The following is a 25970-nucleotide window of genomic DNA, read 5'->3' as shown; positions in this document are numbered from 1 at the left end:
CCCTGACCACCCTGCGCGCGGGCCTGCTCACCGACAACTGAGACCACAGGCGTGCGGGGGGGGGGGGGGGGCCGCGGCCCCCCCCGGCCCCCGCGCGGGGGGCGCCCCCCCCCCGCCGCCCCGGGCCCCCCCCCCGCGCGGGGCGGGGGGGCCCCCCCCCCGCCCGGGCGCGGGGCCCCCCCCCCCCCCCCCCCGGGCGGGGCGGGCGGGGCCCCCCCGGCCCCCCGCCGGCCCCCCCCCCCCCCCCCGCCCCGAACGGCGCCCTTCGGCCCCGCTCCTCGGCGGCCGTCCTCAGATCCGGCCGCCGGTCAGCCGCGTGAGCGGCCCTTGCCGGCCGGCCGCCGTACGGCGGCCCAGCGCGTAGGCGCCACCCACCGCGCCGGCCACGGCGCCGGCGGCACCCGCGGCGATGGCCTTGCGGTGCTTGATCACCGTCCAGGCCGTGCCCGCGGCACCGGCCGCCTTGCCCACCGTCGACTTGACGGCGTCCCGGCTGTTCTGCCAGCCGGCGCCGGCGAGCTTGCCGACCTCCTGGGCCGAGCGGACGCCGGCCTGCGCCGACTCCTTGGCCGCGTGGACGGAGGACTTGGCCTTCGAGGTGGCGACCGCTGAGCTGGATTTGGCGGCGGTCCCGACGGAGCTCGTGGTCCCACGCCCCTTGTCGGCCGTGGCCTTCGCCCCCTCGGCGACCTTCGCGGCCGCACCCTTGGAGTTCTTGTTCTCTTCGCTCTGTGCAGTCATGACATCCGTATGGCCGTTCGATCCCGTCTGAAACCAGATGGGCCGGTCCGGTCCGCGCCGAGCGCCTGTCCGCCGGGTCCGGCCCACAAGGCCGGTCCTCCGGGCGTCGAGACCGGCCCTTGGGGCGTCGAGGCCGGTCCTCTGGGCGTCGAGCGGGGTCCTCGCGTGCGGGCCGACGCGAGCCCGGCCGGCCGTACGGGGGAGTGCCGACACGAGTCCGGCCGGCCGTACGGGGGAGTCCCGGAAGGACATCCCCCGTACGGCCGGCCGGTGGTTCGGGCCGCGTGTCGCTCAGCCCCGGCGGAACACTCCGCCGTGCCCCGCCCCTCGCCGCGTCACATCCGCGCGAAGCGGCGGGCGGCTGCGACGGGCGGCGTGCGCCGAAGGCGGGTCAGCCTCGCGCGGAGGCGGTACGGCGCCGCTTACGAGGCGCCGGCTCCTCGTCCTCTTCCTCAGCCGGCTCCTCCTCGTCGGCCTCCTCCTCCGGCTCCTCCTCGTCGGCGGGCGGCTCCTCGTCGGCCGGGGCCTCGCTCTCCTCGGGCTCGTCGGCGGGCTCCTCCTCGGCGGGAGCGTCCTCGTCCTCGTACTCCCCGTCGTCCTCCGGGTCCTCGTCCTCGGCGAGTTCCTCCTCCGGGACCTCCTCCTCGTCCTCGTCGAGGTACTCCTCGTCGGAGTCGGAGTCGGGGTCGGAGTCGTCCTCGGGGTCGCGGGCCTCAGCGTCGGGGTCTTCCGCGTCTTCCGCGTCTTCGGCGTCTTCGGCGTCTTCGGCGTCTTCGGCGTCCTCCGAGTCGCTCCCGTCCGCCTCGGGCCCGTCGTCGTCCTGCGAGGACTCGGAACCCTCCTCCTCGGCGGCGCGGGCCTCTTCCTCCTCGATCGCGTCGTCGTGCTCGACCACGACCTCGCCGTCACGGATCTCACCGCGCCAGCCGTCGGTGGCCTCACCGCGCATCATGATGAACTTGCGGTACAGCTTCAGGTCCAGACGGGCCCGGCGGCCCTGGGCGCGCCAGATGTTGCCGGTCTTCTCGAACAGGCCCTTCGGGAAGTACTCCAGGACGAGCAGCACCCGGGTGAGGTTGTCGGTGATGGCGTGGAAGGTGACCACGCCCTTGACCGTGCCCTTGGCGCCCTCCGTGGTCCAGGTGATCCGCTCGTCGGGCACCTGCTCGGTGACGTTCGCCTTCCAGCTACGCGTGGACTTGGCGACCTTCACCTTCCAGTTGCTGGTGGTGTCGTCCGCCTTCTCGACGCTGACGACACCCTTCCCGAAGGTACTGAACTCCTGGAACTGGGTCCACTGGTCGTACGCCTCACGCACCGGGACGCCGACGTCGATGTCCTCGGAGATCGTGACGCTCTTCGACTTGCCGCCGCCGCTCTTGCGGCCCTTGCCGAACAATCCCTTGACCTTGTCCTTGACCGTGTCCTTGAGATGCGAGACGCCGGCCGTCATGGCCGCCTGCGCCGGGGACTTCCCCTCGCTCAGCGCCTGACCGCCCTTGGCGAGGCTCTTGACCGCGCCTCCGGGGCCGGCCTTGCCCTCGGCGAGCTTGCCCATCCCTTCGCCGAGCTTGCCGCTGAGGTCGGTGATCGCGTGCTGGGCCCGCGCCTTGAGGTAGTTCTGCAACTCCTCCTTGAGGCGGTCGGTGGCCGGGTTCTTGACCACCTCGTCCTTGAGCTTGCCGAAAGCCGAGTCAGCCATTGTCGCCACCCCGCTCCTTGCGCGTGGTGGAGGACGCGGTCTTGCGGGCTCCGGAAGCGGTCTTGCGCGCGGTGGAGGCGGTCTTCTTGCGGGCGCCGCCGTCCGAGGAACCGTCGCGGCCGCGGGAGGTCTGCGTCCCGGACGAACCGGCCGTCTTCTTCGCGGTCTTCTTGGCGGTGGCGGCCTTGCGGCGCGGCGCCGGCTTCTCCTCGCCCTCGCCCTCGTCGCCGCCCTCGTCGCCGTCGTCCTCGCGCTCCTCGGCGTCCGGACCGTCCTGGTCCTCCCGCTCCCCGGACTCCCGGTCGCGGTCCTCCTTGCCGTCGGGGTCCTCCAGATCGGCGGTCCGCCGGTGCAGGGAGTCGGCCAGACCGCTCGCCCGCTGCGTCAGGGCCTTCGTCGCCGCCGACTTGGTGGCGCCCACGAGTTCCTTGCGCACCTGATCGTTGAGCGACCCGAGGACGGGCGAGTTGGCGACCAGCTTCCCGAGCTGCTTCGGGTCGAAGTTCAGCTTCTTGCCGGCGAGGTACATACCCAGGCCAACGGCCATCTTGGCCTTCTTCGTACGCCCCAGCAGGTAACCACCCACCAGAGCCACGCCTATCTTCGTGTTGCCGTTCATCTCTGTCATCTCTCGAACACCTCAATCTCCCGCATTCAGGAGTTGTTTCGTAGCCGTGCCTGGTGGGCCTCGTACTCGCCGAGCCGGTCCAGCAGTTCGTCCTCGCGCCGATCGAATTCCGCTTCGTCGATGGCACCGCTCAGCAGTTCCTTCTCCAGCTCCCCCAGTTCCGCTCGCACGGTCGCCGGGTCGTAGTACTCACGCTCCGCGGCGAGGACCACCTGATCGACGACCCAGGCCGTTCCTCGTACGGGCGCGAGCGGAAGGGTGAGGATGTGAGAGATGAGACCCACTGGGCCCTCCGATCGGGGGAGAGGAGACTCAGACGAAGCTGTACGGCGGGAGCGGGCCGTTGAGTGCGAACTCGTATTCGTCGCCGCGCCGTTCGGCCTCTTCGTCCACCGCCTGCGAGAACCGGGCGGCCTCCTCGCGCTTCACGAGGAAGGACGCGTTCAGGAAGTGCTTCTTGGTGGGGTCGGCCTGCGCGGTGCGCTCCGCGGCGGAGGCGAGGGCGGCCGTCAGCTCCTGGGCCTCCCGCTCCTCCCGCGCCTGCACCTCGCGGGAGATCAGCTCGCCGAGGGCCATCTTCTGGTCCTGCGCCGCGGGGTTCTGCCGGGTGTAGTCGCTCAGGCGCCTGGCCTCCTGCGACTCGGTGAGGATCTCGCGCAGGAGCCCCTCCTCCGCCCGGGAGACCTTGAGGTTGTACTCCAGACGGCCGTCCAGTTCGGTGAGGCGGTCGCGGTACCCCTCCTCCTCCTGGCCGAGGACGTCGAGCACCTGCTCGTCGTCGGGGCCGACCAGGCCGAAGCGCATGGGCAGGGCCGCACCGTCGGCCATCAGCCGCTCCAGCACGCTCTGGTGTGCGACCAGATCGCGCCGCTTGGCGCGCAGGTCCTCGGGGGCGTCACTGACGACGGCGGCGAGGCTGCCGGTCTTGAGCGTACGGAGCGGGGACGCCGGCTCGCCGACGCCGTTCAGGCCGTCCAGCTTCAGCGGGTGGTCCGCTGCCGTGATGGCGTAGATGTACGTGGGCATCGACTAGTCCTCCCGACGCGAAGTGGTACGGCGGCTGCTGCTGGAAGAGGTCTTGCGCGCGGGGCGCTTCTCCTTCTCCCCTTCTTCCTCGTTCTCGGAGCTGTCGCGACCGCCCTTGAAGGACTCGCTGAACGCCTCCACGGCGCCGGTCAACGCTCCTTTCGACTTCCCCTTCGCCCCGCTCTCCATCGTGTCGCCGACGATGTCGGTGAGCTGGGTGGGGGCCTTGCGTCCCGACTCGAGGTCGAGACGGTTGCACGCCTCGGCGAAGCGGAGGTAGGTGTCCACACTCGCGACGACGACGCGTACGTCGATCTTGAGTATCTCGATCCCCACGAGGGAAACGCGGACGAAGGCATCGATGACGAGCCCCCGGTCCAGGATCAGCTCAAGAACGTCGTAGAGATTTCCGGAGCCACCTCCGCTGCCGGATGCATTGCTCTGCTGTACGAGACTCATGGTCGACCTTCCTTCCGGTCAGTGATCGAGCGGCCTCACACGCTCGGTACGGACTTCTTTCTCGATATCCGGGCACGACTCAGCGGTCGACCTGTCCTCGCGCGTAGCGGCGCACCCGCTCGTAACCGATGAGCTGGCCCTGGCCGTCGAGGGAGACGTGGTAGGTGGCCATCACGCTCATGGTGTCCGGGATCTTCTCGATCTCCACCACCTCGACGTCCGCCATCCAGCCCTCGTCCGTGGCCTTCACGGAGGACACGGAGACAGCCTCGCGCTGGAGCAGCTCGGTGAGCTGGGCGGCAGCGCTGCGCATAGCGGTCGCGATGCTGACCCGCTCCGGCTTCTTCTCACCGCTGTCACCCTTGTTTTCGGTGTCCTCGCTTGTCGACATGTTCCCGCCCGTAGTGCGTCGTCAGAACTTCCTGCCGCGACCGTCGCGATCAGCGCGTTCGGCCGCTGGTTCGTGGTTGAACTGCGAGTGCCCTGGGCCACCGAACGTATGCATGAGGAGCCGTACGGCCTCGTGACCGGCGTCGCGGGGCCGGCAGGGGTGGTCCACGTGGCCGCCCGGACGGCGCCCGTCCTCCGGGGCCGGCGGGGGAGGGGACCGGGTTCAGCCGGTGACGATGCCGGTGACGAGGTTGATCGTGGTGGCCAGGACGCTCGTGCCGAACACGTAGGAGAGCAGGCAGTGCCGCAGGGCGATCGCGCGGACCCTGGAGCTGGAGACGGCGGTGTCCGAGACCTGATAGGTCATGCCCAGGTTGTAGCTGAAGTAGAGGAAGTCGCGGTACGTCGGCGGCTCCTGGGAGTTGAAGTCGATACCGTTCCCACCGCCCCCGGCGCCGTAGTAGGCGTACGCGTAGCGGGCGGAGTACATGAGGTGCAGCGCGGCCCAGGACGTGAACACCCCGCCCAGCGCCACCGCCGCCGCGGCGTTCCCCTTTCCCGACTTTCCGTCCAGCAGCAGCACCACGATGGCGATCAGTCCGCACAGGGCGGTCCCGACGACGACGCACTCCTCCAGCGCGGGCCGGAAGTCCTCACGGCTGGCGTTGCGGTGCGTGCCCTCGGCGTCCATCGGCCACAGCGTGAGCCAGCCGGCCAGGACGAAGACCAGTTCCGTCGTGGCGATCCCCGCGAGGACGCCGAACGCCGCGTCGACCAGTACGCCGACCAGGACGCCCGCCACCACTCCGAGGGCCGTCGCGCGCACCAGCCGGGCAACCGCGGACAGGGGCAGCCAGATACTCATGGCACGTGACCGTACGGCCCGGCGCGCGTGGCGCGGGGCCTCTGCGCAGCGCAGCGGTCGCCCTCCGGCCCCCGGGGGAGGAATCTTCACCCCGACGGGGCAAGCGACCGGATCCCGGCCTGTGCCGCTGCGCGCCGGGGGCCGGGTGTATACGTACGCGCACGGGTGGACGCCCCCCCCACCGGGTGCGGGCGTGCGATGGCCGAACCACCGGCGACACGAACGCACTTGGGCGCCAACAGACAGCCGTCCGGGTTTGGCGTTCCGTCATTGGCCGCACCCGGCAGGGAATTCCGCGCATTACCTCCCGGCCCGGTGCCGGTGCGCGGTGCGCGGTGTCGGTCTCGGTGTCGGTGTCGCAAGGGTGAATGCCGGGGGCTGAATGCCGATGACGAATTCATTGATCAATTCCATGGGGCAAAGGAGAGGGCGGGACCGCCGGGGAGAGGGGCGCCGTATCCGTTGGTAATCAGACCCTCACGCGATCATTGCCCCGGAGTCCTGGAGTCCCGGAGTCTGATCTCGACCGCCCGGCGTGATCTTTCGCTCCGCCCCGGCGATCTTCCCCGTAGCTCGCCGCCCCGTTTCCCCCGCGTGATCTTTCCCCGTCGGCCGCCTTTCCCGGCCGAATGGAGACGGGCCGGTCGGGGGCCGGAGGTGTCCTCCGCGTCCTTCAGTGCGTCCGGGGGCCGGTCCGGCGCCGAAACGGCCCGTTTGTCGCACCTTATGAGGCATTTGTGGCGATGTGCGCGCGCCGGTCCTCACCTACGTCGGGGTGGGATCGCCCCCTTCCGCGACAGAGCAAAACGCACTAATCGGACTCGGTGGCGAGGGTCACTTTCGCGTGAGGCGACTCCCGCGGGTGTGCGTCCATTCCTTTCCCTGCAAAGAAAGTTGACACCGCGAAGAAAGCAGGGGAACTCGCGGTCATCCCCGTTGATCATGTAAATGCTTTGTGATCAAGAATGCGAAGCTTGTCCGATCCGGCGCCTCTCGCTTAACGTCACGGTCCATCCGGGCAGAACGCCGAATCCTGCCGCTGTCCGGAAACCCGACCTATTCACGTACGGCAGGAGCGGGGGACCCAGGTAAGTCGCCGATCCGGATTCCGGAACGGCTCGGGGTGAAGTCGCGTTCATCGCGGCCAGGCATCTCCAGCCTGAACCCGACAGCTCACCTCGTAGGCGACGGAGAGGAACGCACCATGCCTGCACTGGGCAACAATCGTCGTCGCACGTCCCGGTCGCTGACCCGCGGACTGATCGCCGTGAGCACGGGGGGAGCCGCCCTGGCCCTTCCCCTGTTCGGCGCGAACATCGCCTCCGCCGCGCAGTCCCACCCGGCGGCCGAGCAGAAGGCCGCGGCCGGCGCCCCGGCCGCGGACACCGCCCCCGCCGCCTACTCCGTGGTCTCCGGGGACACCCTGGCCAAGATCGCCAGGAGCCACTCGGTCGAGGGTGGCTGGCACAAGCTGTACGAGGACAACCGCCAGGCCGTCGGCGACAACCCCGACCTGATCCACCCCGGCCTGAAGCTGACCGTCGGCGGCAAGGGCGAGGCCAAGGCGTCCGGCGCCTCGGCCGGGCGGACCGGCGCCGACCGCGCCGACCGCTCGCAGCGGACCAGCACCCCGCCCGCCGCCCCGGCGAAGGCCGCCACCGAGGCCGCCGCGAGCAAGACCGCGGCCCCCGCCGCGCAGCCCGCGACGTACACGAACGACCTCGACGGCTGGATCAAGCAGTCGCTGGCCATCATGGCCGAGCACGGCATCCCCGGCAGCTACGAGGGCATCCACCGCAACGTGATGCGTGAGTCCTCCGGCAACCCGACGATCGTCAACGACTGGGACTCCAACGCCGCCGCCGGCACCCCGTCGAAGGGGCTGCTCCAGGTCATCGACCCGACCTTCCAGGCGTACCACGTGCCCGGCACGTCCATGGACAGCTTCGACCCGGTCGCCAACATCACCGCCGCGTGCAACTACGCCGCGCACGTCTACGGCTCGATCGACAACGTGAACGGTCCGTACTGAGGCCGGACGTCCCCGGACGCGCACGGATGACGGGTGGGGGAGGAGCCGGCGGGCTCCTCCCCCACCCGTCACTGCCGCGCCGGGCGTGAGGCACCGGACGGAACAAGGCCGGCGGACCTCGCGCGGGGCGCTCCGGCCGCCCCCGGAAAGCTCCGTCCGCTGGGCACACCGGTGAGCGGGGCCTGCCGGCGGAACGCCCGAGCGCCGCCGCTCAGCCGGTGGGCCCGCGGTCACGGTCGCTCCCGGAACCGGGGGACCGGCCACGCCCGCACCCACGGCCGTGACCTCCGGCCTCGTCGGCGCGCCCGGCCGCCGCCGCTACCCCGCCCTCCCCCAGAGGACCGCTCGCCGCGGCGCCCCCTTCCCGCTCCAGGTGCCGCATCAGCCACCGGGAACGAAGGGTCACCAGTGGCGGCAGCCAGGCACGGGCGAGCCGGACTCCGCGCACCCACTGCTGGGCGTCGACCGTGGCGGCACGGCGTTCGACCCCGCGCACCAGACGCTCCGCGACCACAGGGGCCGCGTAGGTCCGGGAGGCGGGCCACGGCAGCGCGGACCGCAGCGCGCGCAGGGCACGGGTGGAGTCGCCCGCCCGGATCATCTCCGTGTCGGCCCAGCTCAGATACGCCACCCCCACTCCCACACCCCGGTGCGCCACCTCGGCCCGCAACACCTGGGCGAAGGTCTCGGCGCCCGCCTTCGAGGTGCAGTACGCGCTCATGAGGGGGGCCGGTGCGAGCGCCGCGAGGGAGGACACCTGGAGGTAGTACCCCCGGGTGCGCAGCAGATCGGGCAGGAAGACCCGTGCCGTCACGGCACTGCCCACCACGTTCACCTCGACGACCCGTCGCCACTCGTCCGGATCGGAGTCCACGAACGGGCCGGTCTCCGCGATGCCCGCGTTGCCCACCACCACCGAGGGAGAGCCGAAGCGGGACCGCACGAGCGCGGCCGTCCGCTCCATCGCCCCGGCGTCGCTCACGTCCACCACCCACCAGTGCGCGGACCCCTCAGGAAGCGCGGCAGCCGTCCGCGCCAGCTCCTTCGCCTCCAGCCCCAGCAGCGCCACCCGGGCGCCGCGCCGCACCAGCGCCCCCGCCATCCCGGCGCCGAGGCCGCGAGCGGCCCCGGTCACCACCGCCGTACGGCCGTCCAGCGAACGCGCGACAGACATGGCACCTCCACACGACGCGACAGGTGGCCCCCACGCCCCAAGGATGCCCGTCGCCAAGGCCGACTGCCTCACGGCGGGCGGCCACCGGTACCGGGACGGCCGCCGTCCCCGCGCGGGCGAGCGCCCCGGGGCCTAGCGTGGGACGCGCGGCGGGCAGAAAGCGGCAATCGGACGGTGGAGGGACCCCATGGCCGTACGGCACCGGTTGATCAGGAAGCCTCCCTGGGACGTCTGGGCGGTCCTGTCCGACGTGGAACGCTACGGGGACTGGGTCGTCGGAACCGCGCGGGTCGAGCCGGAGGAAGGGCGCTGGCCCGAGCTGGACGCCGTGGTGCGCTACGCGATCAGAATCGGGCCGCTCACGCTGCGCAACCAGACCGTCGTCCGTCGCAGCGAGCCACCCCGCGTCCTCGAACTGGAGGCCGAGAGCGGGCCTTTGGGAACGGCGAGAATCGCGCTGGAACTGCGGCCCTGGGGCGAGGACACGCTGATCGTCCTCGATGAGCACCCGCTGCGCGGCGCCGGAGGTCTCCTGCACAACGGTGTCCTGGAGGCCGCGCAACAGGTGCGGCACCGCGCGATGCTGCGCCGCCTCGCCCGGCTGTGCGAACAGGACGAGACCCCGGCCCGCACCGCTGCGGGCCGGGGGAGACAGCGACCAGGACCCGGCGCGGCCCGGCCGCGCCCAGAGGCGTGACGCCGGACGTATGGCGTCAGCCGTCCGATCCGGGTGGTCCACGCGCCCCGGAACCTGAGTCCGGGTGCCGCGCCACCCGCCGAGCCGGGAGTGCGCCATGCCGGACGCAGTGGTGATCGGGGCGGGCCCCAACGGTCTGGTGGCCGCCAATCTGCTGGCCGACGCCGGCTGGTCGGTGGAGGTCCTGGAGGCCCAGGACCAGCCCGGGGGAGCCGTCCGGCACGACCGGGGCGTCGACCCCGAGTTCGTCAGCGACCTCTTCAGCACCTTCTACCCCCTCGCGGCGGCCTCCCCCGTCATCGCAGGCCTGCGCCTGGAGCGGGAGGGGCTGCGCTGGAGCCACGCCCCGAAGGTCCTCGCCCATCCGCTGCGGGACGGACGCTGCGCGGTGCTCAGCCGCGACCCGCAGGAGACGGCCGCGAGCCTGGACACCTTCGCCCCCGGGGACGGGGCCGCGTGGGAGGAACTGCGGACGGTGTGGGAGACGCTGCGGCCCGGCGTCGTCGACGCCCTGTTCACCCCCTTCCCGCCGGTCCGCGCCGTGGCCCGGCTCGCGCTGCGGCTGCGCGCGGCGGGCGGGCTGCGCCTGGCCAGGACCATGGTGCTGCCGGTACGGCGGCTGGGCGAGGAGGAGTTCCGCGGCGAGGGCGGCGGGCTGCTGCTCGCGGGCAACGCCCTGCACGCCGACCTCGCACCGGAAGCGGCGGGCAGCGGCGGCTTCGGCTGGCTCATGTCGATGCTCGGCCAGACCTACGGGTTCCCCGTCCCCACCGGCGGCTCCGGGGCGCTCACCGCCGCCCTCGTCCGCCGGCTGGCGCGACGCGGCGGGAGCGTCCGCTGCGGGGAACGGGTCACCGAGGTCCTCGTCCGGGGCGGCCGGGCCGTCGGCGTCCGCACCTCGGGCGGCGAGGAGGTGCCGGCCCGCAGAGCGGTACTGGCCGACGTGTCCGCGCCCGACCTGTACGGCTCCCTCGTGGCCGGGCACCACCTCCCCGGGCGGCTGCTCGCCGACCTCAGGCGCTTCCAGTGGGACTTCGCCACCTTCAAGGTCGACTGGGCGCTCAACGGGCCCGTGCCCTGGTCCTGTCCGCAGGCCGCGCAGGCGGGGACCGTCCATCTCGCCGAGGGCGTGGACGGCCTCACCCGCTTCGCCGCGCAGATCGCCATGGGCCAAGTCCCCGACGAGCCCTTCACCCTCTTCGGCCAGATGACCACCACCGATCCCTCCCGCTCGCCCCTGGGCACCGAGTCGGCCTGGGCCTATACGCACGTACCGCACCGGGTGCGGGGCGACGCGGGAGACGAAGGGCTGACCGGCACCTGGGACGCCCGGGAGCAGGAGGTGATGGCGGACCGCGTCGAGGCGCAGGTCGAGCGCTACGCCCCCGGCTTCCGCGCCCTCGTCAGGGCGCGGCGCGTCCTGGCCCCGACGACGCTGGAGAACCTGGACGCCAACCTCCGGGGCGGCGCCATCAACGGCGGCACCACGGCCATGCACCAGCAGCTCTTCTTCCGCCCCACCCCCGGTACCGGCCGCCCCGAGACCCCCGTTCCCGGGCTCTACCTCGCCTCCGCCTCCGCTCACCCCGGCGGTGGGGTGCACGGCGCCCCCGGGGCCAACGCGGCACGGTCCGCCCTGCGCGACCGGCGCTCCGGCGCCCTGTCCCACCTCCAGAACCGCCTGACCCACCGCGACCGCGGAGGACGGCGCTGAACGTCCGTGGCCGCCCGTCGAAGCACGTCGGAGGAAGGCGAGGGACGTTCAACTGGCAGGACCGAGACAGAGGGGCGGTCGTCGCGGACCGCCTCGCCGGCCGCGGTGCTCAGCCGCCCTCCGGAGCGGGCTCCGGGTCGGCGCCGTCCGGGTCCGTCGCGACGAGCCGGCCCAGCGCCAGGGAGGCGAGCGGGCGGTACAGCGCGATCACCGGGAGCGGCCCGTGCAGCGTGAGACGGGTGCGGCTGCCACCCCGGCCGTCTGGGGCGACCTCGTGGCGCATGTACAGCGCCAGCGGGCCCGTACGGGCCCGCCACGTCCACACGCGGCGCGCCTCGTCGACCTCGTCCACCTCGAACCGCACCCGCACCCGGCACCACGACCAGACCCGGCCGCTCACCCCCGGAGCGATCCGGTCCGCGCCGGTCTCCACCCGGGTGATGTGCGGCGCCCACCCGGACCACCGCTCCGGGCGGGCGTAACGCTCCCACGCCCGCCCGGGGGGAACCGGGCCCGAGCGGCTCACCGTCAGCGAGGCCACGAGCGCCCCGGCCCGTCGCCCCCGGGGGCCCTCATGAGCGCTTGGGCTTCTTGCGCAGGGCCTCCGGCCGGTGCACCGCCTTGCTGCCGGACTTCTCGCTGCGCACCTCGTACTGCGGGTCCTCCTCGGAGGCCCGTACCCGGCGGCCGGCCGCCTCCTCCGAGCTGGTGATCTTCTTCTCGACCGTGCCCTCGGCGGTGCCGCCGTGCGACTTCCACTCGACGTGCTCACCCTTGCGCGGTGCCCGGTCCTCTTTTTTCTTCGCCATGGACCGAGCACATCACGAGAGCGGGACCGCGGCATTCCGGCGGCCGGAGCGAGGGCCGCCAGGGCCCTCCCGGCTCCGGTTCGCGGTCCGGGCCGGGGCCGCCGGACTCAGTCGTCGATGCCGGAGCGTTCGACGCCCGCCACGATGTGCCGCTGGAGCAGCAGGAAGACCAGCAGCAGAGGAAGGACGGACACGGCCGCGCCGACGAACAGCTCGTGGATGTTGATCACTTGGGCGGTGGTGAAGGTGGACAGGGCGATCTGGACCGTCCAGGCCGACTTGTCCTGGCCGATGACCAGCGGCCACAGGAAGGAGTTCCAGGCACCGATGAAGACGATCGTGGACACGGCGGCGAAGGCGGGCCGCGCGTTGGGCACGACGATGCGCCAGTAGGTACGCCAGTAGCCGAGCCCGTCGACCTTGGCGGCGTCCTCCAGCTCTTCGGGGAACCCGAGGAAGTACTGGCGGAAGACGAAGCAGGCGAACGCCGAGAACACCGTCGGGACGACGAGGCCGCGCAAGGTGGAGACCCAGCCGAGCGAGGAGACCAGCACGAAGCTGGGCACGAAGGTGACGGCCGCGGGGACCATCAGCGTCCCGAGGATCGCGTAGAACACCTGATTCGCGTAGCGGTAGGGGATGCGCGCCAGCCCGTAGCCGGCCAGGGACGCCAGCACCACCGTCGCGGCGGTCGTGACGACGGCGATCAGCGCGGAGTTGAGCAGTGAGCGGGCCATCGGCACCGCCGGGTCCTCGAACAGCTCCGTGACATTGGACCACCGCAGATGCGAGGGGAAGAAGGTCCAGTCCTGGGCGGTGATGTCCTGTTCGCTGGACAGGCCGTTGCGCACCAGCAGGTAGAAGGGGATCAGGAAGAGCAGTGCGAGCGCGACGAGGAGGACCACGCGCAGCGCGCGCCCGAGTCCGAGCAGAGCCTGTCCCATGTCAGTCCTCCTTCTTGCCGAGCCCGAACCAGCGGGCCTGGACGACCGTGACCACCGCGATGATCAGCGCGAGGATCACGGCGCCCGCGCTGCCGCGGCCCAGGTTCTGCCCCTGCCCGAGCGCCGTGTAGTAGAGGTAGACCAGCGGCGGGCGGGCGTACGGCGGGTAGCCGCGGGAGTCGCTGAGCAGGTTGAAGAACTCGTCGAACGCCTGGAACGCGTTGATGATCAGCAGCAGGGCCACGGCGACCGAGGTGGACCGCAGTTGCGGAAAGGTGATGTGCCGGAACACCTGCCAGCCGGGCCGCGCGCCGTCCACGGCCGCCGCCTCGTACAACTGGGCCGGGACGCGCTGGAGCCCGGCGAGGAACAGCACCATGTAGAACCCGGACTGGAGCCACAGGCGCACGGTCACGATCACCACCCAGTACCACGGGGGATCAGTGGTGGACAGCCACGCGATCTGGTCGGCGCCGAACCAGCCCAGCACGGTGTTCGCCAGGCCGAAACGGACCCCGTTGAAGATCGAGAGTTTCCAGATCAGCGCGGCCACCACGTAGGAACAGGCCGTCGGCAGGAAGAACACCGACCGGAAGAAGGCCTGCGCGAACCTCAGCCGGTTCACCATCAGCGCCAGGCTCAGCGACAGGACGTACGTGGCGGGCACGATGAACAGCGCGAACAACCCGAAGGTGCCCAGGCTCTCGACGAACGCACGGTCCTGGAGCATCGAGGTGTAGTTGCCCAGCCCCACGAAATCGTGCGGGGTCACCGTGTTGTGCGCGTCGAAGAAGCTCAGGTACAGGCTCCACAGCAGCGGCACGTACGTGAACAGCGCGAGCCCGGCGGCGAACGGGCCGACGAACACCCAGAACCACAGAGTGCGCCGTCTCACGACTTCCTCTGCACCCGCTGGAGTTCGCGCCCCGCCGCGCGGACGACGGCCCGCACCTCGGCGTCGGGGTTCGCTCCGTCCTTGATGATGCGGCTCAGCGCGTCCTGATAGGCGCTCTTGCTGGCCGGTGTCCACAGCAACGGCTCCGCGTAACCGTGCCCGGTGGCGAAGGACACGGCGTCCGCCGCCGCCCCCTCCCGCAGCTTGGCCGCCTTCTTCGCCAGGGACACGCGGGCCGGGATGTGGAAACCGTAGGACAGGGCGAAGTCCTCCTGGTAGTCGCCGCGGTCCACCCACAGCCACTTGATGTACGCCTTGGCCTCGTCCTGGTGCCGGGAGCGGGAGTTGACGGCCGCGCCGTACGCGCCGACGGGCACGGAGGGCTGGCCCGCCGAGCCGTCCCGGGGGAACGGCAGGACCCCGAAGTCCTCGCCCAGCGCCTTCTTGACCGCGGGCAGGGCCCACAGCCCGGACCACTGGATCGCGGTGAGCCCCTGGATGAACGCCTGCGGGTCCGACCAGTCGGTCGGCGCCCCCAGCAGCAGCGACTTGTCGGTGTACAACTGCCGCAGTTTGCCGAGCGTGCGCGCGGCGGCCGGATCGTCGAAGCCGACCTTGCCGTCCTCGGTGACCAGCCGCAGGCCCGCCGCGTACAGCGGTGTGCCGCCCAGGACCCCCGCCCCGCCGTCATTGCCCAGGAACAGCCCCTTGACCTTCTTGGTGGTCAGTCGTCCCGCCGCGTCGACGAGCGCGTCCAGGGTCTTCGGCGGCTCGACGCCCGCCTCGCTCAGCAGACTCTTGCGGTAGTAGAGCAACTGCATGTCGACGACCTGCGGGATACCCCAGACCTTGTCCTGGTACGTCCGCACCACGGCGGGGTTGAAGTCGTCCTTCACCCCGGCCATCAGGTCGGTGACGTCCACGATCTGGCCGCCCTGGATCTGGTCCAGCGTCGGACCGCCCTCGAAGACGTCAGGACCGGACGAGGTCAGCAGCGCCGCCGCCGTCTGCTCGTCGTAGGCGCCGGGCCGCCACTGGACCCTCACGTCCGCCTTGTCGTACGCGGCGGCGTACCGGCGCACGGCCTGCTCGACACCGGCCTCACCGTACTGGTGGTACCACTGCCGCAGGGTGACCCTGCCCGCCTTGCCGTCCTCCTCCCGGCCGCTGTTGCCACCGCACGCGGCGGCCAGCGTGCCGGTCAGCGCGAGACCGCCTCCAGTGGTCAGCAACTGCCTTCGGCTGAACGTCATCGCGCGTCTCCACTCGTCATCACTCGTTGGCCGAACAGCGTTCCCCCGGCTCAACGACCAACCATGCAGACCGATTACGACAGCGTTGTTACGGGAGCGTGGCGCAACTCTCAGTGGTGCTGAGGCCACAACCGGCCCCGTGGACAAGGCCGGTGCGTGGGGTGGCCGCGCTCGTCCGTGCGACTCGGCGGCACGGGGGAGTGCGTGTGCCGCCTACCGGGCCCGGCGCCCCGCGTCGGTGCCCTGCGCACGCACGCGGCGGCCCGAGGTGTGTCGCGCGGCGGCCTGTTCCAGGAAGTGGACAGCGCCTGGTGCGGTGCCCTGCGCTGCTGTACAACTTGCCCCCATGATCCACGCAACCTTGGTGCGCCGCTTGGTCGTTGACCTCTGCCGCCACTCGGCTTCGTGTTGTTGACCTACCGCGACTGAGGTGCCGTGGTCGTCCGGGGCGTGCCCGCCCCCGGCGGTCGCCGCCCTTCTCCGGATCTTTGCCCGCCCGCCCTTCGCGCGGGAACTGGTGTGTCCTTTCCGAGGCCCGTGGAGGCCCCTCCGTGTCCACAGCACCCGCTGTGCCCGAAAACCTGCGCGACGACGGCGACCACGCGGACGGCGAACCCCCCGGCGCCGTCCGCTCGGGCCGGCTCCGGCCTGCCGCGGTGGCCCGTCGCCTCGCGCTGCCCTTCGGTTCCCTCCTGCTCTTCCTCGTCGTCTGGCAGGCGGTCGCGGCCGGCGGGGCCTGGAGCGAGACCCTCGTCCCCCCGCCGGCCAAGGTGTGGGACGCGTTCGTCAACGTCTCCACGACCCACGACGGCGTACGCGGGTACAACGGCACCTACCTCGTGGAGCACCTGGGCATCAGCCTCCGGCGCATCGCGTTCGGCGCCGGCATCGGCATCGCGTCGGGGGTGGTCCTCGGCCTCGTCATGGGCACCATCGGCTGGGTGCGTTCCCTGTTCGAGCCGTGGGTCACCTTCCTGAGGACCCTGCCGCCACTCGCCTACTTCTCCCTCCTGATCGTGTGGCTGGGCATCAACGAGGAACCGAAGATCACGCTGCTGGCCGTGGCCGCCTTCCCGCCCGTGGTGGTGGCCACCACCACGGCCGTCGTCGCCGTACCCCGCCAGCTGCTGGAGGCCGCCCGCGCACTCGGCGCCTCGGGGCGGGACGTCATCAGGGATGTCGTCCTGCCCTCGGCCCTCCCGGAGATCTTCACCGGTGTGCGGCTGGCCGTGGGGGTGGCGTACTCCTCGCTCGTCGCCGCCGAACTGGTCAACGGCCTGCCGGGCATCGGCGGCATGGTCAAGGACGCCGCCAACTACAACAACACCCCGGTGGTGCTCGTCGGGATCGCCGCCATCGGCGTCTCCGGCCTGGTCATCGACGGGCTGCTGCTGTGGATCGAACGCACCGTCGTGCCCTGGCGCGGCCACGCCTGACCCCTTCACCGCCGCCGCACCGCCGCGGCGTACCGTCCCCTACCAGAAGAAACGGCTTCCCATGGCCTTCTCGGCGTCCAGAGCCCTCCCCAGCCGGCCCGCAGGCCGGCCGACCCGCCGCGCCCTGCTCGTCGCCGCCCTCGGCGCGGCCTCCGCCGCCGTCGCGGGCTGCTCCTCGGACGAGGGCGGGTCCTCCGGCACCTCGAAACGTCTGCGCATCGGCTACTTCGCCTTCCCCAGCGGCGACCTGCTGGTCAAGAACCAGAAGCTCCTGGAGAAAGCCCTGCCGGACCACAAGATCACCTGGATCAAGTTCGACTCGGGCAGCAGCGTCAACCAGGCCTTCATCGGGGGCTCCCTGGACATCGCGGCGCTCGGGTCGAGCCCGTTCGCCCGCGGCATCGCCGGTTCCTCGCCGATCCCCTACAAGGTCGCCTTCGTCCTCGACGTGGCAGGCGAGAACGAGGCCCTCGTGGCGCGCAAGGCCACCGGCATCACCGAGGTGGCCGGGCTCAAGGGGAAGACGGTCGCCACCCCCTTCGCCTCGACCTCGCACTACAGCCTGCTGGCCGCGCTGGAGGCGGCCGGACTGGGGCCCTCCGACGTCAAGCTGATCGACCTGCAGCCGCAGCCCATTCTCGCGGCGTGGCAGCGGGGCGACATCGACGCCGCCTACGTCTGGCTGCCGACCCTCGACGAACTGCGCGAGACCGGGACCCAGCTCGTGAGCAGCAAGGAGATCGGCGGCCGGGGCAAGCCGACCCTGGACCTGGCCGTGGTGTCCGACGCGCTGGCCGCCAAGGACCCCAAGACGATCGAGACATGGCGCCGCGTGGAGGCCGAGGGCCTGCGCCGGATCAAGTCCGATCCCGAGGGCTCGGCCAAGGCGATAGCGAACGAGCTCGGCATCAGCCTCGCGGACGCCAAGGCGCAACTGACCCAGGGGGTCTTCCTCAGCCCCGCGCAGGTCGCCTCGCCCGACTGGCTCGGCACCGAGGGCAAGCCGGGCAAGCTGGCCGCCTACCTGACCGACACCGGAGAGTTCCTCGCCGACCAGAAGCAGATCGACGCGGCGCCCTCACCAGAGGCCGTCCGCAAGGCGCTCTACCTGAAGGGGCTGCCCGATGGCGTCGAGTGAGGCAGGCCCCGGAGCGGCGGACGTGAGGGGGAAGGACGGGGCGGAGGGGGCAGAGCGCCCGGGGGCCGTACGGCTGGAGAACATCACCCACCGCTACGGACGCGGCGCCGAGGCCGTCACGGCAGTGGGGCCGGTCGACCTGGACGTGGCGCCCGGGGAGTTCGTCGTTCTCGTCGGCGCCTCGGGCTGCGGGAAGAGCACCCTGCTGCGGCTGATGGCCGGGTTCGAGCGGCCCACCCACGGCGCCGTGCGCGTGTCGGGCGCGGCGCCCCGGCCGGGTGAAGCCGCGGGTGTCGTCTTCCAGCAGCCCCGCCTCTTCCCGTGGCGCACGGTCGGCGGCAACATCGACCTGGCACTGCGCTACGCGGGGGTCGGCAGGGACCAGTGGCAGGGGCGTCGCGCCGAACTGCTGGAGCGCGTCGGCCTCGAAGGTACCGAGGGGCGACGGGTCTGGGAGATCTCCGGTGGCCAGCAGCAGCGGGTCGCCATCGCCCGCGCCCTGGCGGCCGAGAACCCGGTCTTCCTCCTGGACGAGCCGTTCGCCGCACTCGACGCGCTGACCCGTGAACGGCTCCAGGACGATGTGCGAAGGGTCACCGCACAGACCGGCCGCACGGCGGTGTTCGTCACGCACTCCGCGGACGAGGCCGTGTTCCTCGCCTCCCGTGTGGTGGTGCTCAGCAAGCGCCCGGGGACCGTCGTCCTGGACCTGCCCGTCCCCCTGCCACGCGGTGAGGTCGACGGCGAGGCCCTGCGCGCCTCCGCCGAGTTCGCCGAACTGCGTACGCGGATCTCCCACGAGGTCAAGGCCGCCGCGGCCTGACGCGCCGGCCGTCGTCGAAGGGCGCGCGCCCCACGGGCCCGGCCCGGACTGCCGAGCTACTTCGGCAGACCGGGCCGGCGCCGCGCTCGGAGTCCGGTCACTGCGCGGGGGTGGGACCACCGGGGCGGAACCGCTCCACCCCCACGATGTGCCGCACCTTGACCGGACGCACGATCACCGCGACGCGCTGCTCCCCCGGCATGATCCACTCGAACCGTTCGCTGCCCAGGTACTTCCTGGCCAGCCGGTCCATCCGGTCGTGCGCCTCCTGGCCCTCGACGAAGCGGACCACCTCGCCACTGATCTGCACCCGGTCGAAGGGATCGTCGGCGTCCGCGTGCGAGAGGTAGACCCGGGGGTCGTGGCGCAGGTTCTCCTCCTTCACCCGGCCCACCGAGGTGTTGAAGGTCAGCTCCCCCTCGCCCTCCAGGTCCACCCACATCGGGCTGACCTGCGGTGCGCCGTCGGGAAACACCGTCCCGACGTACCAGATGTGGGGGGCCCGCAACCGGGCTCGGACGGCTTCGTCGAAAATCGCGGTCATCTCCCCGACGCTACCAACCATGATCGAAAGGGCGCCACGCACCCGTCCCGGCCCACTTTTCCCCGCCGAAATGGTGCCGCGTGGAAACTGTTGCCGTCCACGAAGGGTAACGTCGCGCCAAGGGGGCAGAAGCTCCCCGAGCAACCCACGACGTGAAGGTGATGACGTGAGCGTTTTCCCGTCGACACAGACGTCTCCCGAACAGCAGGGCACGGCCGGCGCCGAGGGCGCTCGGCAGTCCGTTGGGGAGCTGCCCTGGATCGAGGACACCGGCAGGATCGCGCCGAAGGACGCGCGACAACTGTCGAGGCTCTTCCTGGACCGCTTGCAGGTTCTTGAAGAGGGCACGCGTGAGTACCAGTACGCCCGCAACACCCTGATCGAGATGAACCAGACGCTGGTCAGGTTCGCCGCGAACCGCTTCCGCAACCGCGGCAACGGCGACATGGAAGACCTCCTCCAGGTCGGCACCATCGGGCTGATCAAGGCCATCGACCGTTTCGACCTCTCCCGTGAGGTCGAGTTCACCTCTTTCGCCATCCCCTACATCGTCGGCGAGATCAAGCGCTTCTTCCGGGACACCACCTGGGCCGTCCATGTGCCGCGCCGCCTCCAGGAGCTGCGGGTGGACCTCGCGCGCGCCCAGGAGCGCCTGTCCACCACCCAGGGCCGCAAGCCCACGATCGCCGAACTCGCCCAGGACCTCAGCCTGAGCGAGGAGGAGATCATCGAAGGGCTCGTCGCCTCCAACGGCTACACGGCGGGCTCCCTGGACCTGCCCGTCGACGGCTCCGGCGAGGCCGACGGCTCCGGCCAGACGCTGGCCGACATCCGTGGCGACTGCGACCCCGAGATCGAACTCATCGAGAACCTCCACGCCCTGGCCCCGCTCCTGGAACAACTCGACGAGCGGGAACGGCGGATCATCGACATGCGTTTCGTGCGGGAGATGACCCAGGCGCAGATCGGAGCCGAACTCGGTGTCTCCCAGATGCACGTGTCCCGGCTTCTGAACCGGACCCTGACCACCCTGCGCGCGGGCCTGCTCACCGACAACTGAGACCACAGGCGTCCGGGCGGTGACCTCGGCCGGCTCACGAGACCGCGCCGGCCGAGGTCGCCGCCCGCAACGGTCCGCCGGGAACCTCCTCACGGAGGCGGCCGAGGGACCCACCGCGGCTTCGGCGCCCGCGCGTTCGCCCGACTCCTTCCCGCGCCCGTCGGCCCGCTACCGGAGAAGTGGTAGCGGGCCCTCGCCGCGGCGGCCACTGCTCCGGCCGTCGCGGGAAGAGGCGTCGCCCCGGGCCCGGGACCGGGTGCGTCAGCCGTGGCTCCGCGGACGCCGGCCTTCCACGGCCCGGGTACCGGTACCGGAAATCCGGAGCGCGGAAAAGCCCGCTCAGCGTCCCCGAGGGCGCGTTCCCTGGTCCTTGTTCCCTGTCCGTTCCGGACAGGGAACAAGGACCAGGCGTCTGTGCGGCCGCCGGGGGCCGGTTCCGGGCCGCTGGTGGGACGGGCGCGGTGCGGTCAGGGGGTGTGGTCGCGGACGCTGAGGGCGAGGTTGTTGGCGGCGGTGAAGAAAGGTCTGACGCGTGTGGTGGTGTCTCGCGACGGGTGCGGGAGGAGCGAGGCCGGACAGACGTCGGTTCTCTTCCGGTCCACGCCGTCCGCGGCGATGCGCCCGACGGGCACGGGCGTGGGCACGTGCCGCAGGTGCAGGGAGAGGTCCCACACGTCGTGTTCCGACACGTACCGCGACTGGGCCGGTTGGTAGGGGAGCTGGAACCGGATCGCGTCGGTGCCGATCACCTCGACCGGTACGTCGAAGAAGACATCGTCGGCAGTGGTGTCAGAGGCCCTCCGAGTCGCGCGGACGGTCGCGCCGTGCGGCGACGCGTCGGTCGTGGTGAAAAGGCGGGCGGTGACGGTGGCCCGGTGGTCGCCGACGCTGACCCGGGTGACCTCGGCGTGTGCGGTGCGCCGCCAGGTGCGGAGGGCCAGATAGCCGTCCGTGGTGGTGTAGGGGATCTGGTGGAAGAGGCCGTCCGGGCCGCAGGTGAGCGGAGTCTCCAGGAGCCGGGCCTGCTCGACGAGAGTGGCCCGCAGCCGCAGCCGGGTGTCGCCGTCACGCGGGGCGAGGTAGCAGTCCCATCGCCCTTCGGGCAGTCGCTCCGCGGCGTGGTCGAGAACGAGGACGAGATCGCGGGAGCCCTCAGCCGCGGCCGTGGCGGACACGGGCCGGCGCACGGTGCGCTGGTGCGGGTCCCTGCGCAGGCGGGCCACGAAATCCAGCGGGCCGGGCGACAGGAGGGCGGCGTCATGGAAGCGGACTTCGACAGCGCCTCCGAGCAGGGCACGGGCGGAGGCGCTGGGCCGGACGGCCGGTCCCCCCTCGCCGGTCTCGGCGGGGCGCGCCGTCGGCGGTGCGGGCGGGACAGTGACTTTCGCGGTGGACGCGCCGGGGCGCAGGAGGCCGCGCAGACGGCCGAACCGCTTCGGGCCGGGCCCGGCCTTCCGCCGACGGGAGGCGGCCTCCTGGAGTAGGTCCTGGTACTGCCGGGCGATGCCGTCCGGACTGTACCGGGCCGCCGTGACCTGAGCCGAGCTGCCGAGTTCGCGGCGCAGTCCGTCGTCCTCCATCAGGGTGCGGAGCGCGGAGGCGTACGCGGAGACGTCGTCGCCGGTGCTGGGGCTGAGAGGGACCAGCAGGCCGTTCCGGTGGTGGCTGATGATCTCCGCGGGCCCGTGCGGGCAGTCGGTGGCGACGACCGGGACACCGCAGTGCATGGCCTCCACGATGGTCATACCGAAGGACTCCATGTCCGAGGAGACGGCGGCGACGGCGCCCTTGGCCCACTCGGTCTCGATCGGCGAGACGGCGCCCATCAGGCGGACCGTGTCGTAGAGCCCCAGCTCCTCGATGAGCGCGCGCAGGCGGGGCTTGTCCGGGCCGCGTCCGTAGAGGCGCAGTGACCAGTCCGGACAGCTCGGGGAGACTTCGGCGAAGGCCCGGATCAGACGGTCGTAGCGCTTGACGGGCACCAGACGGCCCGCGGCGACGACGGTGCGGGAGTTCAGCGTGGCCGTCCGCACGGCGGGTGCGGGTACGGCGTTGGGGATGCAGCGGATCGTGGTCGGGGCGTCGGGCAACGCCTCGCGATAGTGAGCGGCGTCGGCCTCCGACACGGTGACGAACGCGTCGAGCCGCCGGATGGCGGCGTTCTGATCCGCGCTCAGCTGCTCGCTGTGCGCCGCCAGGGACAGGTGCTCCTGCCCGACGCGCAGATAGCGGGAGCTGCCGTAGCGGGCCAGATATCCGTTGAGGATCGGGCGGGTGGCGATCACCGCGTCGGCGTCCGTCGCCGCCAGACAGGCCGCGACGCGCTCATCGTGCAACGCCGTGTAGCGCAGCCGCCCGAGGTCCACACCCACGTCGGGAAACATGGTGTTGGGCCGCTGCGCCGAAGCGTGGTCACCGTCGTAGGTGGGGGAGTCCTCGCGCATGTCGATGAGCGGCGTGAGCCGCACCCGCTGGTCGAACGCCAGCTGGGGTGCGTCGGCGACCTGATGGACGCTCACCACCTCGACCTCGTGCCGGTCCGCGAGTGCGCCGGACAGATTCACCGCGGACCGGATGGTGCCCCCGATTCCGTACGCGTTGTGAATCAGAAAGACGATCCTCATGAACCTGCCTCCATAGAGAGCGTCCGGCGCTCAGGTCGGGTTCCGGACCCATGAGGCCGCCCGTCACGCGTCTGCGATGACGAGCCGCGCGTCACGGACGCGTTCCCGGTGGTGAGCGGGGAAGGTGCCGCATGTCATTCAGCCAGTTCCGAGTGCGAGTCGCCGGCGTGTCGCGACGTCGCCACGCACAGGTCAGACGTGCGAACAGGGTAGGAGTTGCGCGGAGCGGCAGGGGGGACGGGTTTCACGAGTGAGCCAAGTGAACGACCGCACGCCATTTCCGCCGGAGGCGTCCGCCCCGACGGCTACCCCGATCACTCGAAGGGCCGCCGTGTCGCCGACGTCAAGTCCTATGACCGGATCATCGCCGGGGTGGAGGTGGACCACTCGGCGCCGTTCCGGCCGGCCGGCTCCCGCGCCGGAGGGGGAGCCCGGCAACGGCACGCTTCCGGCCGTGGCGGCGGTACACCGTGGCCACCATGCGCCGTACGGGCCACGCCCTCGTGGACTCGGCGGGCATGGCGCGGGCGAACGCCTGGCCCCGCGGGACAGGTCCCCCTCCGTGGGGGCGGCGAACGACGGCCCGCGCGCCGGCCGCGCCCTGCGGTCCCGCGTGGCGCGGGACCGCAGGGCGTCCGCCGTCCTACTTGACGACCCGGAACGTGTCCTCGGAGTCGTTGCGGGCCGCCACCTGGCCCGGCAGCAGGTTCTTCACCGTGTTGCCGGAGAAGGCCCCGGTGCCGCTGACCCCCGGGGCGATCCAGATGCCCTGGTTCGCCGGGCCGTCGACGGTGTTGTTCCTGAGGGTCACCTCGATGTTCTTCTTGTCGACGTACAGGCCCGCGCGCAGCGCGCCGCGCAGGACGTTGTCGGTCAGGGTGACATGGGTGTACGCGTTCGGGTACAGCGACGTGGGCTTCGGGGAGCCGATCCGTACACCGTGCCGCACGCCGTTCCAGCCGCCGCCGCCCAGCAGGACGTTGCCGCTGACCGTGGCGGACTCCAGCGGGAATCCGGTGTCGCCGAACACACCGATGTCCATGGCGCTGTCCGAGGACACGCTCTGCACCAGATTGTCGCGGAACTCGATGTCCCGGCCACCGGCGATCCGCAGACCGTTGGCCCACCACGGGGCGACGGCGGTGTTGTTCAGCACCCTGGCGCGGTTCAGCTGTGCGTTCCTGCCCTCGGTACCCGAGTCGGAGTAGACGGCGAAGGAGTCGTCGCCCGTACCGCGGGCGAAGTTGTTCTGGACGGTGATGTCGTCGCCCCGCTTGTCCGGGCTCGGCGTGTCGCTGTTGTTGACGTTGTAGCCGTCGCCGTACGTGTCCGCGGTCCGGCTGTCGCGGATGGTGCCGCCCGTGCCGGACAGCCAGTTGGCGTCGGTGTGCCGCGTCCACAGCCGCTCGACCTGCCAGCCCTTGGCGCCACTGGCGTTGATGCCGTAGTCCGAGCCACCCGGGCCGCGGACGTCGCGCCAGAGCGCGTTGGCGTCGATCTGCAGATCGCTGAGCCTGGTCCCCGAGCCGACCAGGATCTGTGTGCGCTGTCGGGCCGGGAGCGGCGGCCTGCGGTAGATCGTGGTGTGCCACATGCCCGCGCCGCGCACCGTCACGCCGGTGAAGTCCAGTGGCGCGGCTCCGTCGAAGCTGTTGGTGAGGTACTTGCCCGGCGGGATCCACACCGGCCTGCCCTGTCGGCGCGCGGCGTCGACGGTCTTCTGTATGGCGACGGTGGAGTCCTTCCCGAACTCCGGGTCCGCGCCGTGGTCGAGAACCGAGAGCGAGTTCTCCGGACGGGTCCGCGCCGGACCGACGTTCTCCAGGTCGACGGAGTCGATGTCGTAGACGGCGGCCTTGTTGGCGGCGTCCTTGCGCAACGTGACGGTGCTGTTCGCCGCGACGGCCGCGCCCTTCACCCAGACCGGGAACTCGTTGTAGAAGCGGTACGCCTTCCCGCCCGCGTGCGGGTCGTCGGGGTTGGTGGAGGCGCCGCGGTAGTTCCACGCCTGCTTCGAGCTGAGCGTGATCGCCTGGCGGTAGACGCCGTCGACGTAGAGGTTCAGCGTCTCCGTGAGACCGCCGCCGTCCGGCGCGTCGGGGATCGAGGCGCGCACCACGAGGGTGTTGGCCTTCTTGCCGGAACTGTTGGGGAGCGTCACGGACTCACCGGTCCGATCCAGCTCGGCGAGGGAGTAGCCGGAGGCCTCGGTCTCCAGGGTGGCCTTCGTCGGCGCCGGGTCGCCCGGGGTGAGGGAGCGCAGTGCGGCGCCGCCGCCGAGCCTGCCGGTCTCGGCCTCCACCGTCACGAAGGGCGTCCTGGCACCCGCCGGGGACGCCGGCGCGGTGTCCGAGCCCGCGGGCTCGGCGTGGCCCGCGGCCTCGGGGATCACGGTCAGGACGCCGGCGCCGAGTAAGGCGGTGCCGAGAAACCGGACGGAGAGCCGTCGGGTCCTGCGATGCATGGGGGCACCTCTCTGAGGGTGGGGTGGGTGACTTGGCATGTAAATCCATCCGATGGTCTTAGTCAATGCGTTCAGCGGACCTCAACTCACCATTGTCCACGGGAGTTGGGCTGCGGCCGGACGCCGCAGGGCCGTGCCGGGTGTCGGGCCGGGGTGTGGGGCCGTGGGTCTCGGCGGTGGGCCGGTGCGGCGCCCGGTGGAGTGCGGCGCAGGTGTCAGTGGTGGTCGGATATGTGCCCGACTCTGCCCTGAGCTGCTGGTATACCTCGGCCTCCGTCGCGTCCGGGCCCGGACGCACCGCTGTGACGTGGGAGGAGTCGTCCGTCGCGCGGGCAGGGAGGGTCGGTTGTCGCCCGGGGCCGAGGCGGCCGTGACCGCCGTGTTGCCCTCGGTCGGGCCCGGCCTCGTCCCGGTACGGCGGCAGGCGGTACGTGTTCCCGGTTCATACAACGTATTGACAAAAGGCGGTGACGGTTCCTACGTTCGCAAGGTCACAGCCCGGACCTGTCCGGCCATCGCAACACCTGCCGCGGACACACCGGTTGGGCAGGC

At 71.6% G+C, this 25970-nt stretch carries 24 protein-coding genes and 1 riboswitch; of the genes, 7 read left to right on the top strand and 17 right to left on the bottom strand.

Going from position 1 to position 25970, the window contains the following annotated elements; translation table 11 throughout:
- Window positions 1-291: 291 nt before the first annotated feature.
- The 8 genes from ACFYMP_RS28125 to ACFYMP_RS28090 all read right to left on the bottom strand — a co-directional run bounded on the left by ACFYMP_RS28125 (window position 292) and on the right by ACFYMP_RS28090 (window position 5811).
- Complete coding sequence (locus ACFYMP_RS28125; protein WP_388862803.1) at window positions 292-741, bottom strand: hypothetical protein; 450 nt, start codon at window positions 739-741, stop codon at window positions 292-294.
- A gap of 391 nt (window positions 742-1132) precedes the next feature.
- Window positions 1133-2443, bottom strand: coding sequence for an SRPBCC family protein (locus tag ACFYMP_RS28120; RefSeq protein ID WP_388862801.1), 1311 nt, complete (start codon window positions 2441-2443; stop codon window positions 1133-1135).
- Window positions 2436-3071, bottom strand: a complete 636-nt coding sequence (locus ACFYMP_RS28115) for a hypothetical protein (protein WP_388862799.1) — start codon at window positions 3069-3071, stop codon at window positions 2436-2438. The genes ACFYMP_RS28120 and ACFYMP_RS28115 overlap by 8 nt, the downstream gene beginning before the upstream one ends.
- Before the next feature lie 26 nt (window positions 3072-3097).
- A complete protein-coding gene (locus ACFYMP_RS28110) occupies window positions 3098-3355 on the bottom strand; it encodes a gas vesicle protein GvpG (protein WP_388862797.1) in 258 nt (85 codons plus the stop codon).
- 28 nt (window positions 3356-3383) lie between these two features.
- Window positions 3384-4097: a GvpL/GvpF family gas vesicle protein gene (locus ACFYMP_RS28105; RefSeq protein WP_388862795.1), complete on the bottom strand. Its 714-nt coding sequence runs from the start codon at window positions 4095-4097 to the stop codon at window positions 3384-3386.
- Between the two features lie 3 nt (window positions 4098-4100).
- Entirely contained in the window at window positions 4101-4556 is a 456-nt protein-coding gene (locus tag ACFYMP_RS28100; protein ID WP_388862793.1) for a gas vesicle structural protein GvpA, read from the bottom strand.
- 79 nt (window positions 4557-4635) lie between these two features.
- A complete protein-coding gene (locus ACFYMP_RS28095; RefSeq protein ID WP_388862791.1) occupies window positions 4636-4947 on the bottom strand; it encodes a gas vesicle protein in 312 nt (103 codons plus the stop codon).
- A gap of 222 nt (window positions 4948-5169) precedes the next feature.
- Window positions 5170-5811 carry a DUF1345 domain-containing protein gene (locus ACFYMP_RS28090; protein WP_388862789.1) on the bottom strand — a complete coding sequence of 214 codons (642 nt, stop codon included), beginning with the start codon at window positions 5809-5811 and terminating at the stop codon, window positions 5170-5172.
- 1014 nt (window positions 5812-6825) lie between these two features.
- Window positions 6826-7011, top strand: a riboswitch (cyclic di-AMP (ydaO/yuaA leader).
- Between the two features lie 4 nt (window positions 7012-7015).
- Between ACFYMP_RS28090 and ACFYMP_RS28085 the strand changes: the two genes are divergently transcribed.
- Window positions 7016-7843, top strand: coding sequence for a transglycosylase SLT domain-containing protein (locus ACFYMP_RS28085; RefSeq protein ID WP_388862787.1), 828 nt, complete (start codon window positions 7016-7018; stop codon window positions 7841-7843).
- Between the two features lie 211 nt (window positions 7844-8054).
- Here ACFYMP_RS28085 and ACFYMP_RS28080 read toward each other — a convergent pair whose 3' ends face one another.
- The gene (locus tag ACFYMP_RS28080; protein ID WP_388862785.1) at window positions 8055-9017 is read right to left on the bottom strand and encodes an SDR family oxidoreductase; all 963 of its coding nucleotides are present in this window, start codon (window positions 9015-9017) and stop codon (window positions 8055-8057) included.
- A gap of 187 nt (window positions 9018-9204) precedes the next feature.
- Here ACFYMP_RS28080 and ACFYMP_RS28075 point away from each other — a divergent pair, with 187 nt between their 5' ends.
- Window positions 9205-9714 (top strand): SRPBCC family protein, encoded by a 510-nt coding sequence (locus tag ACFYMP_RS28075; protein ID WP_388862783.1) that lies wholly within the window; start codon window positions 9205-9207, stop codon window positions 9712-9714.
- A 97-nt stretch (window positions 9715-9811) separates the two neighbouring features.
- Window positions 9812-11428, top strand: a complete 1617-nt coding sequence (locus ACFYMP_RS28070; protein ID WP_388862781.1) for a phytoene desaturase family protein — start codon at window positions 9812-9814, stop codon at window positions 11426-11428.
- Window positions 11429-11537: 109 nt separating this feature from the next.
- Here ACFYMP_RS28070 and ACFYMP_RS28065 read toward each other — a convergent pair whose 3' ends face one another.
- The 5 genes from ACFYMP_RS28065 to ACFYMP_RS28045 all read right to left on the bottom strand — a co-directional run bounded on the left by ACFYMP_RS28065 (window position 11538) and on the right by ACFYMP_RS28045 (window position 15329).
- Window positions 11538-11954, bottom strand: coding sequence for an SRPBCC family protein (locus ACFYMP_RS28065; protein WP_388862807.1), 417 nt, complete (start codon window positions 11952-11954; stop codon window positions 11538-11540).
- Window positions 11955-12000: 46 nt separating this feature from the next.
- Window positions 12001-12237, bottom strand: a complete 237-nt coding sequence (locus ACFYMP_RS28060; protein ID WP_388862779.1) for a DUF2945 domain-containing protein — start codon at window positions 12235-12237, stop codon at window positions 12001-12003.
- A gap of 107 nt (window positions 12238-12344) precedes the next feature.
- The gene (locus tag ACFYMP_RS28055; RefSeq protein ID WP_388862777.1) at window positions 12345-13181 is read right to left on the bottom strand and encodes a carbohydrate ABC transporter permease; all 837 of its coding nucleotides are present in this window, start codon (window positions 13179-13181) and stop codon (window positions 12345-12347) included.
- A gap of 1 nt (window position 13182) precedes the next feature.
- On the bottom strand, window positions 13183-14076 hold the full coding sequence (locus tag ACFYMP_RS28050; RefSeq protein ID WP_388862775.1) for a carbohydrate ABC transporter permease: 894 nt from the start codon (window positions 14074-14076) through the stop codon (window positions 13183-13185).
- Entirely contained in the window at window positions 14073-15329 is a 1257-nt protein-coding gene (locus ACFYMP_RS28045) for an ABC transporter substrate-binding protein (protein WP_388862773.1), read from the bottom strand. The genes ACFYMP_RS28050 and ACFYMP_RS28045 overlap by 4 nt, the downstream gene beginning before the upstream one ends.
- A gap of 551 nt (window positions 15330-15880) precedes the next feature.
- Between ACFYMP_RS28045 and ACFYMP_RS28040 the strand changes: the two genes are divergently transcribed.
- The 3 genes from ACFYMP_RS28040 to ACFYMP_RS28030 all read left to right on the top strand — a co-directional run bounded on the left by ACFYMP_RS28040 (window position 15881) and on the right by ACFYMP_RS28030 (window position 18726).
- Complete coding sequence (locus ACFYMP_RS28040) at window positions 15881-16765, top strand: ABC transporter permease (protein ID WP_388862771.1); 885 nt, start codon at window positions 15881-15883, stop codon at window positions 16763-16765.
- Between the two features lie 61 nt (window positions 16766-16826).
- Window positions 16827-17903: an ABC transporter substrate-binding protein gene (locus ACFYMP_RS28035; RefSeq protein WP_388862769.1), complete on the top strand. Its 1077-nt coding sequence runs from the start codon at window positions 16827-16829 to the stop codon at window positions 17901-17903.
- Entirely contained in the window at window positions 17890-18726 is an 837-nt protein-coding gene (locus tag ACFYMP_RS28030; protein WP_388862767.1) for an ABC transporter ATP-binding protein, read from the top strand. Before ACFYMP_RS28035 ends, ACFYMP_RS28030 begins: the two co-directional genes overlap by 14 nt.
- Window positions 18727-18823: 97 nt before the next feature.
- Here the strand turns inward: ACFYMP_RS28030 and ACFYMP_RS28025 are convergent, their stop codons facing one another.
- The gene (locus ACFYMP_RS28025) at window positions 18824-19270 is read right to left on the bottom strand and encodes a TIGR03618 family F420-dependent PPOX class oxidoreductase (RefSeq protein WP_388862765.1); all 447 of its coding nucleotides are present in this window, start codon (window positions 19268-19270) and stop codon (window positions 18824-18826) included.
- 166 nt (window positions 19271-19436) lie between these two features.
- Here ACFYMP_RS28025 and ACFYMP_RS28020 point away from each other — a divergent pair, with 166 nt between their 5' ends.
- Entirely contained in the window at window positions 19437-20330 is an 894-nt protein-coding gene (locus ACFYMP_RS28020) for an RNA polymerase sigma factor SigF (protein WP_388862763.1), read from the top strand.
- Between the two features lie 467 nt (window positions 20331-20797).
- Here the strand turns inward: ACFYMP_RS28020 and ACFYMP_RS28015 are convergent, their stop codons facing one another.
- Both ACFYMP_RS28015 and ACFYMP_RS28010 read right to left on the bottom strand, forming a co-directional pair.
- On the bottom strand, window positions 20798-22954 hold the full coding sequence (locus tag ACFYMP_RS28015) for a glycosyltransferase family 4 protein (protein ID WP_388862761.1): 2157 nt from the start codon (window positions 22952-22954) through the stop codon (window positions 20798-20800).
- A gap of 643 nt (window positions 22955-23597) precedes the next feature.
- Complete coding sequence (locus tag ACFYMP_RS28010) at window positions 23598-25418, bottom strand: glycosyl hydrolase family 28-related protein (protein ID WP_388862759.1); 1821 nt, start codon at window positions 25416-25418, stop codon at window positions 23598-23600.
- Window positions 25419-25970 lie beyond the last annotated feature (552 nt).

The sequence above is a fragment of the Streptomyces sp. NPDC007088 genome, from assembly GCF_042869355.1.
GTDB lineage: Bacteria > Actinomycetota > Actinomycetes > Streptomycetales > Streptomycetaceae > Streptomyces.
Note: the sequence above shows the minus strand (reverse complement) of the source record. Positions and strands in the feature narration are given on the sequence as shown.

Coding starts and splice junctions, on each gene's coding strand:
- ACFYMP_RS28120 (WP_388862801.1), bottom strand. CDS start 2,443: ATGGCTGACTCGGCTTTCGGCAAGCTCAAGGACGAGGTGGTCAAGAAC.
- ACFYMP_RS28105 (WP_388862795.1), bottom strand. CDS start 4,097: ATGCCCACGTACATCTACGCCATCACGGCAGCGGACCACCCGCTGAAG.
- ACFYMP_RS28045 (WP_388862773.1), bottom strand. CDS start 15,329: ATGACGTTCAGCCGAAGGCAGTTGCTGACCACTGGAGGCGGTCTCGCG.
- ACFYMP_RS28075 (WP_388862783.1), top strand. CDS start 9,205: ATGGCCGTACGGCACCGGTTGATCAGGAAGCCTCCCTGGGACGTCTGG.
- ACFYMP_RS28085 (WP_388862787.1), top strand. CDS start 7,016: ATGCCTGCACTGGGCAACAATCGTCGTCGCACGTCCCGGTCGCTGACC.
- ACFYMP_RS28070 (WP_388862781.1), top strand. CDS start 9,812: ATGCCGGACGCAGTGGTGATCGGGGCGGGCCCCAACGGTCTGGTGGCC.
- ACFYMP_RS28035 (WP_388862769.1), top strand. CDS start 16,827: ATGGCCTTCTCGGCGTCCAGAGCCCTCCCCAGCCGGCCCGCAGGCCGG.
- ACFYMP_RS28125 (WP_388862803.1), bottom strand. CDS start 741: ATGACTGCACAGAGCGAAGAGAACAAGAACTCCAAGGGTGCGGCCGCG.
- ACFYMP_RS28015 (WP_388862761.1), bottom strand. CDS start 22,954: ATGAGGATCGTCTTTCTGATTCACAACGCGTACGGAATCGGGGGCACC.
- ACFYMP_RS28090 (WP_388862789.1), bottom strand. CDS start 5,811: ATGAGTATCTGGCTGCCCCTGTCCGCGGTTGCCCGGCTGGTGCGCGCG.
- ACFYMP_RS28060 (WP_388862779.1), bottom strand. CDS start 12,237: ATGGCGAAGAAAAAAGAGGACCGGGCACCGCGCAAGGGTGAGCACGTC.
- ACFYMP_RS28010 (WP_388862759.1), bottom strand. CDS start 25,418: ATGCATCGCAGGACCCGACGGCTCTCCGTCCGGTTTCTCGGCACCGCC.
- ACFYMP_RS28055 (WP_388862777.1), bottom strand. CDS start 13,181: ATGGGACAGGCTCTGCTCGGACTCGGGCGCGCGCTGCGCGTGGTCCTC.
- ACFYMP_RS28080 (WP_388862785.1), bottom strand. CDS start 9,017: ATGTCTGTCGCGCGTTCGCTGGACGGCCGTACGGCGGTGGTGACCGGG.
- ACFYMP_RS28115 (WP_388862799.1), bottom strand. CDS start 3,071: ATGACAGAGATGAACGGCAACACGAAGATAGGCGTGGCTCTGGTGGGT.
- ACFYMP_RS28095 (WP_388862791.1), bottom strand. CDS start 4,947: ATGTCGACAAGCGAGGACACCGAAAACAAGGGTGACAGCGGTGAGAAG.
- ACFYMP_RS28100 (WP_388862793.1), bottom strand. CDS start 4,556: ATGAGTCTCGTACAGCAGAGCAATGCATCCGGCAGCGGAGGTGGCTCC.
- ACFYMP_RS28025 (WP_388862765.1), bottom strand. CDS start 19,270: ATGACCGCGATTTTCGACGAAGCCGTCCGAGCCCGGTTGCGGGCCCCC.
- ACFYMP_RS28030 (WP_388862767.1), top strand. CDS start 17,890: ATGGCGTCGAGTGAGGCAGGCCCCGGAGCGGCGGACGTGAGGGGGAAG.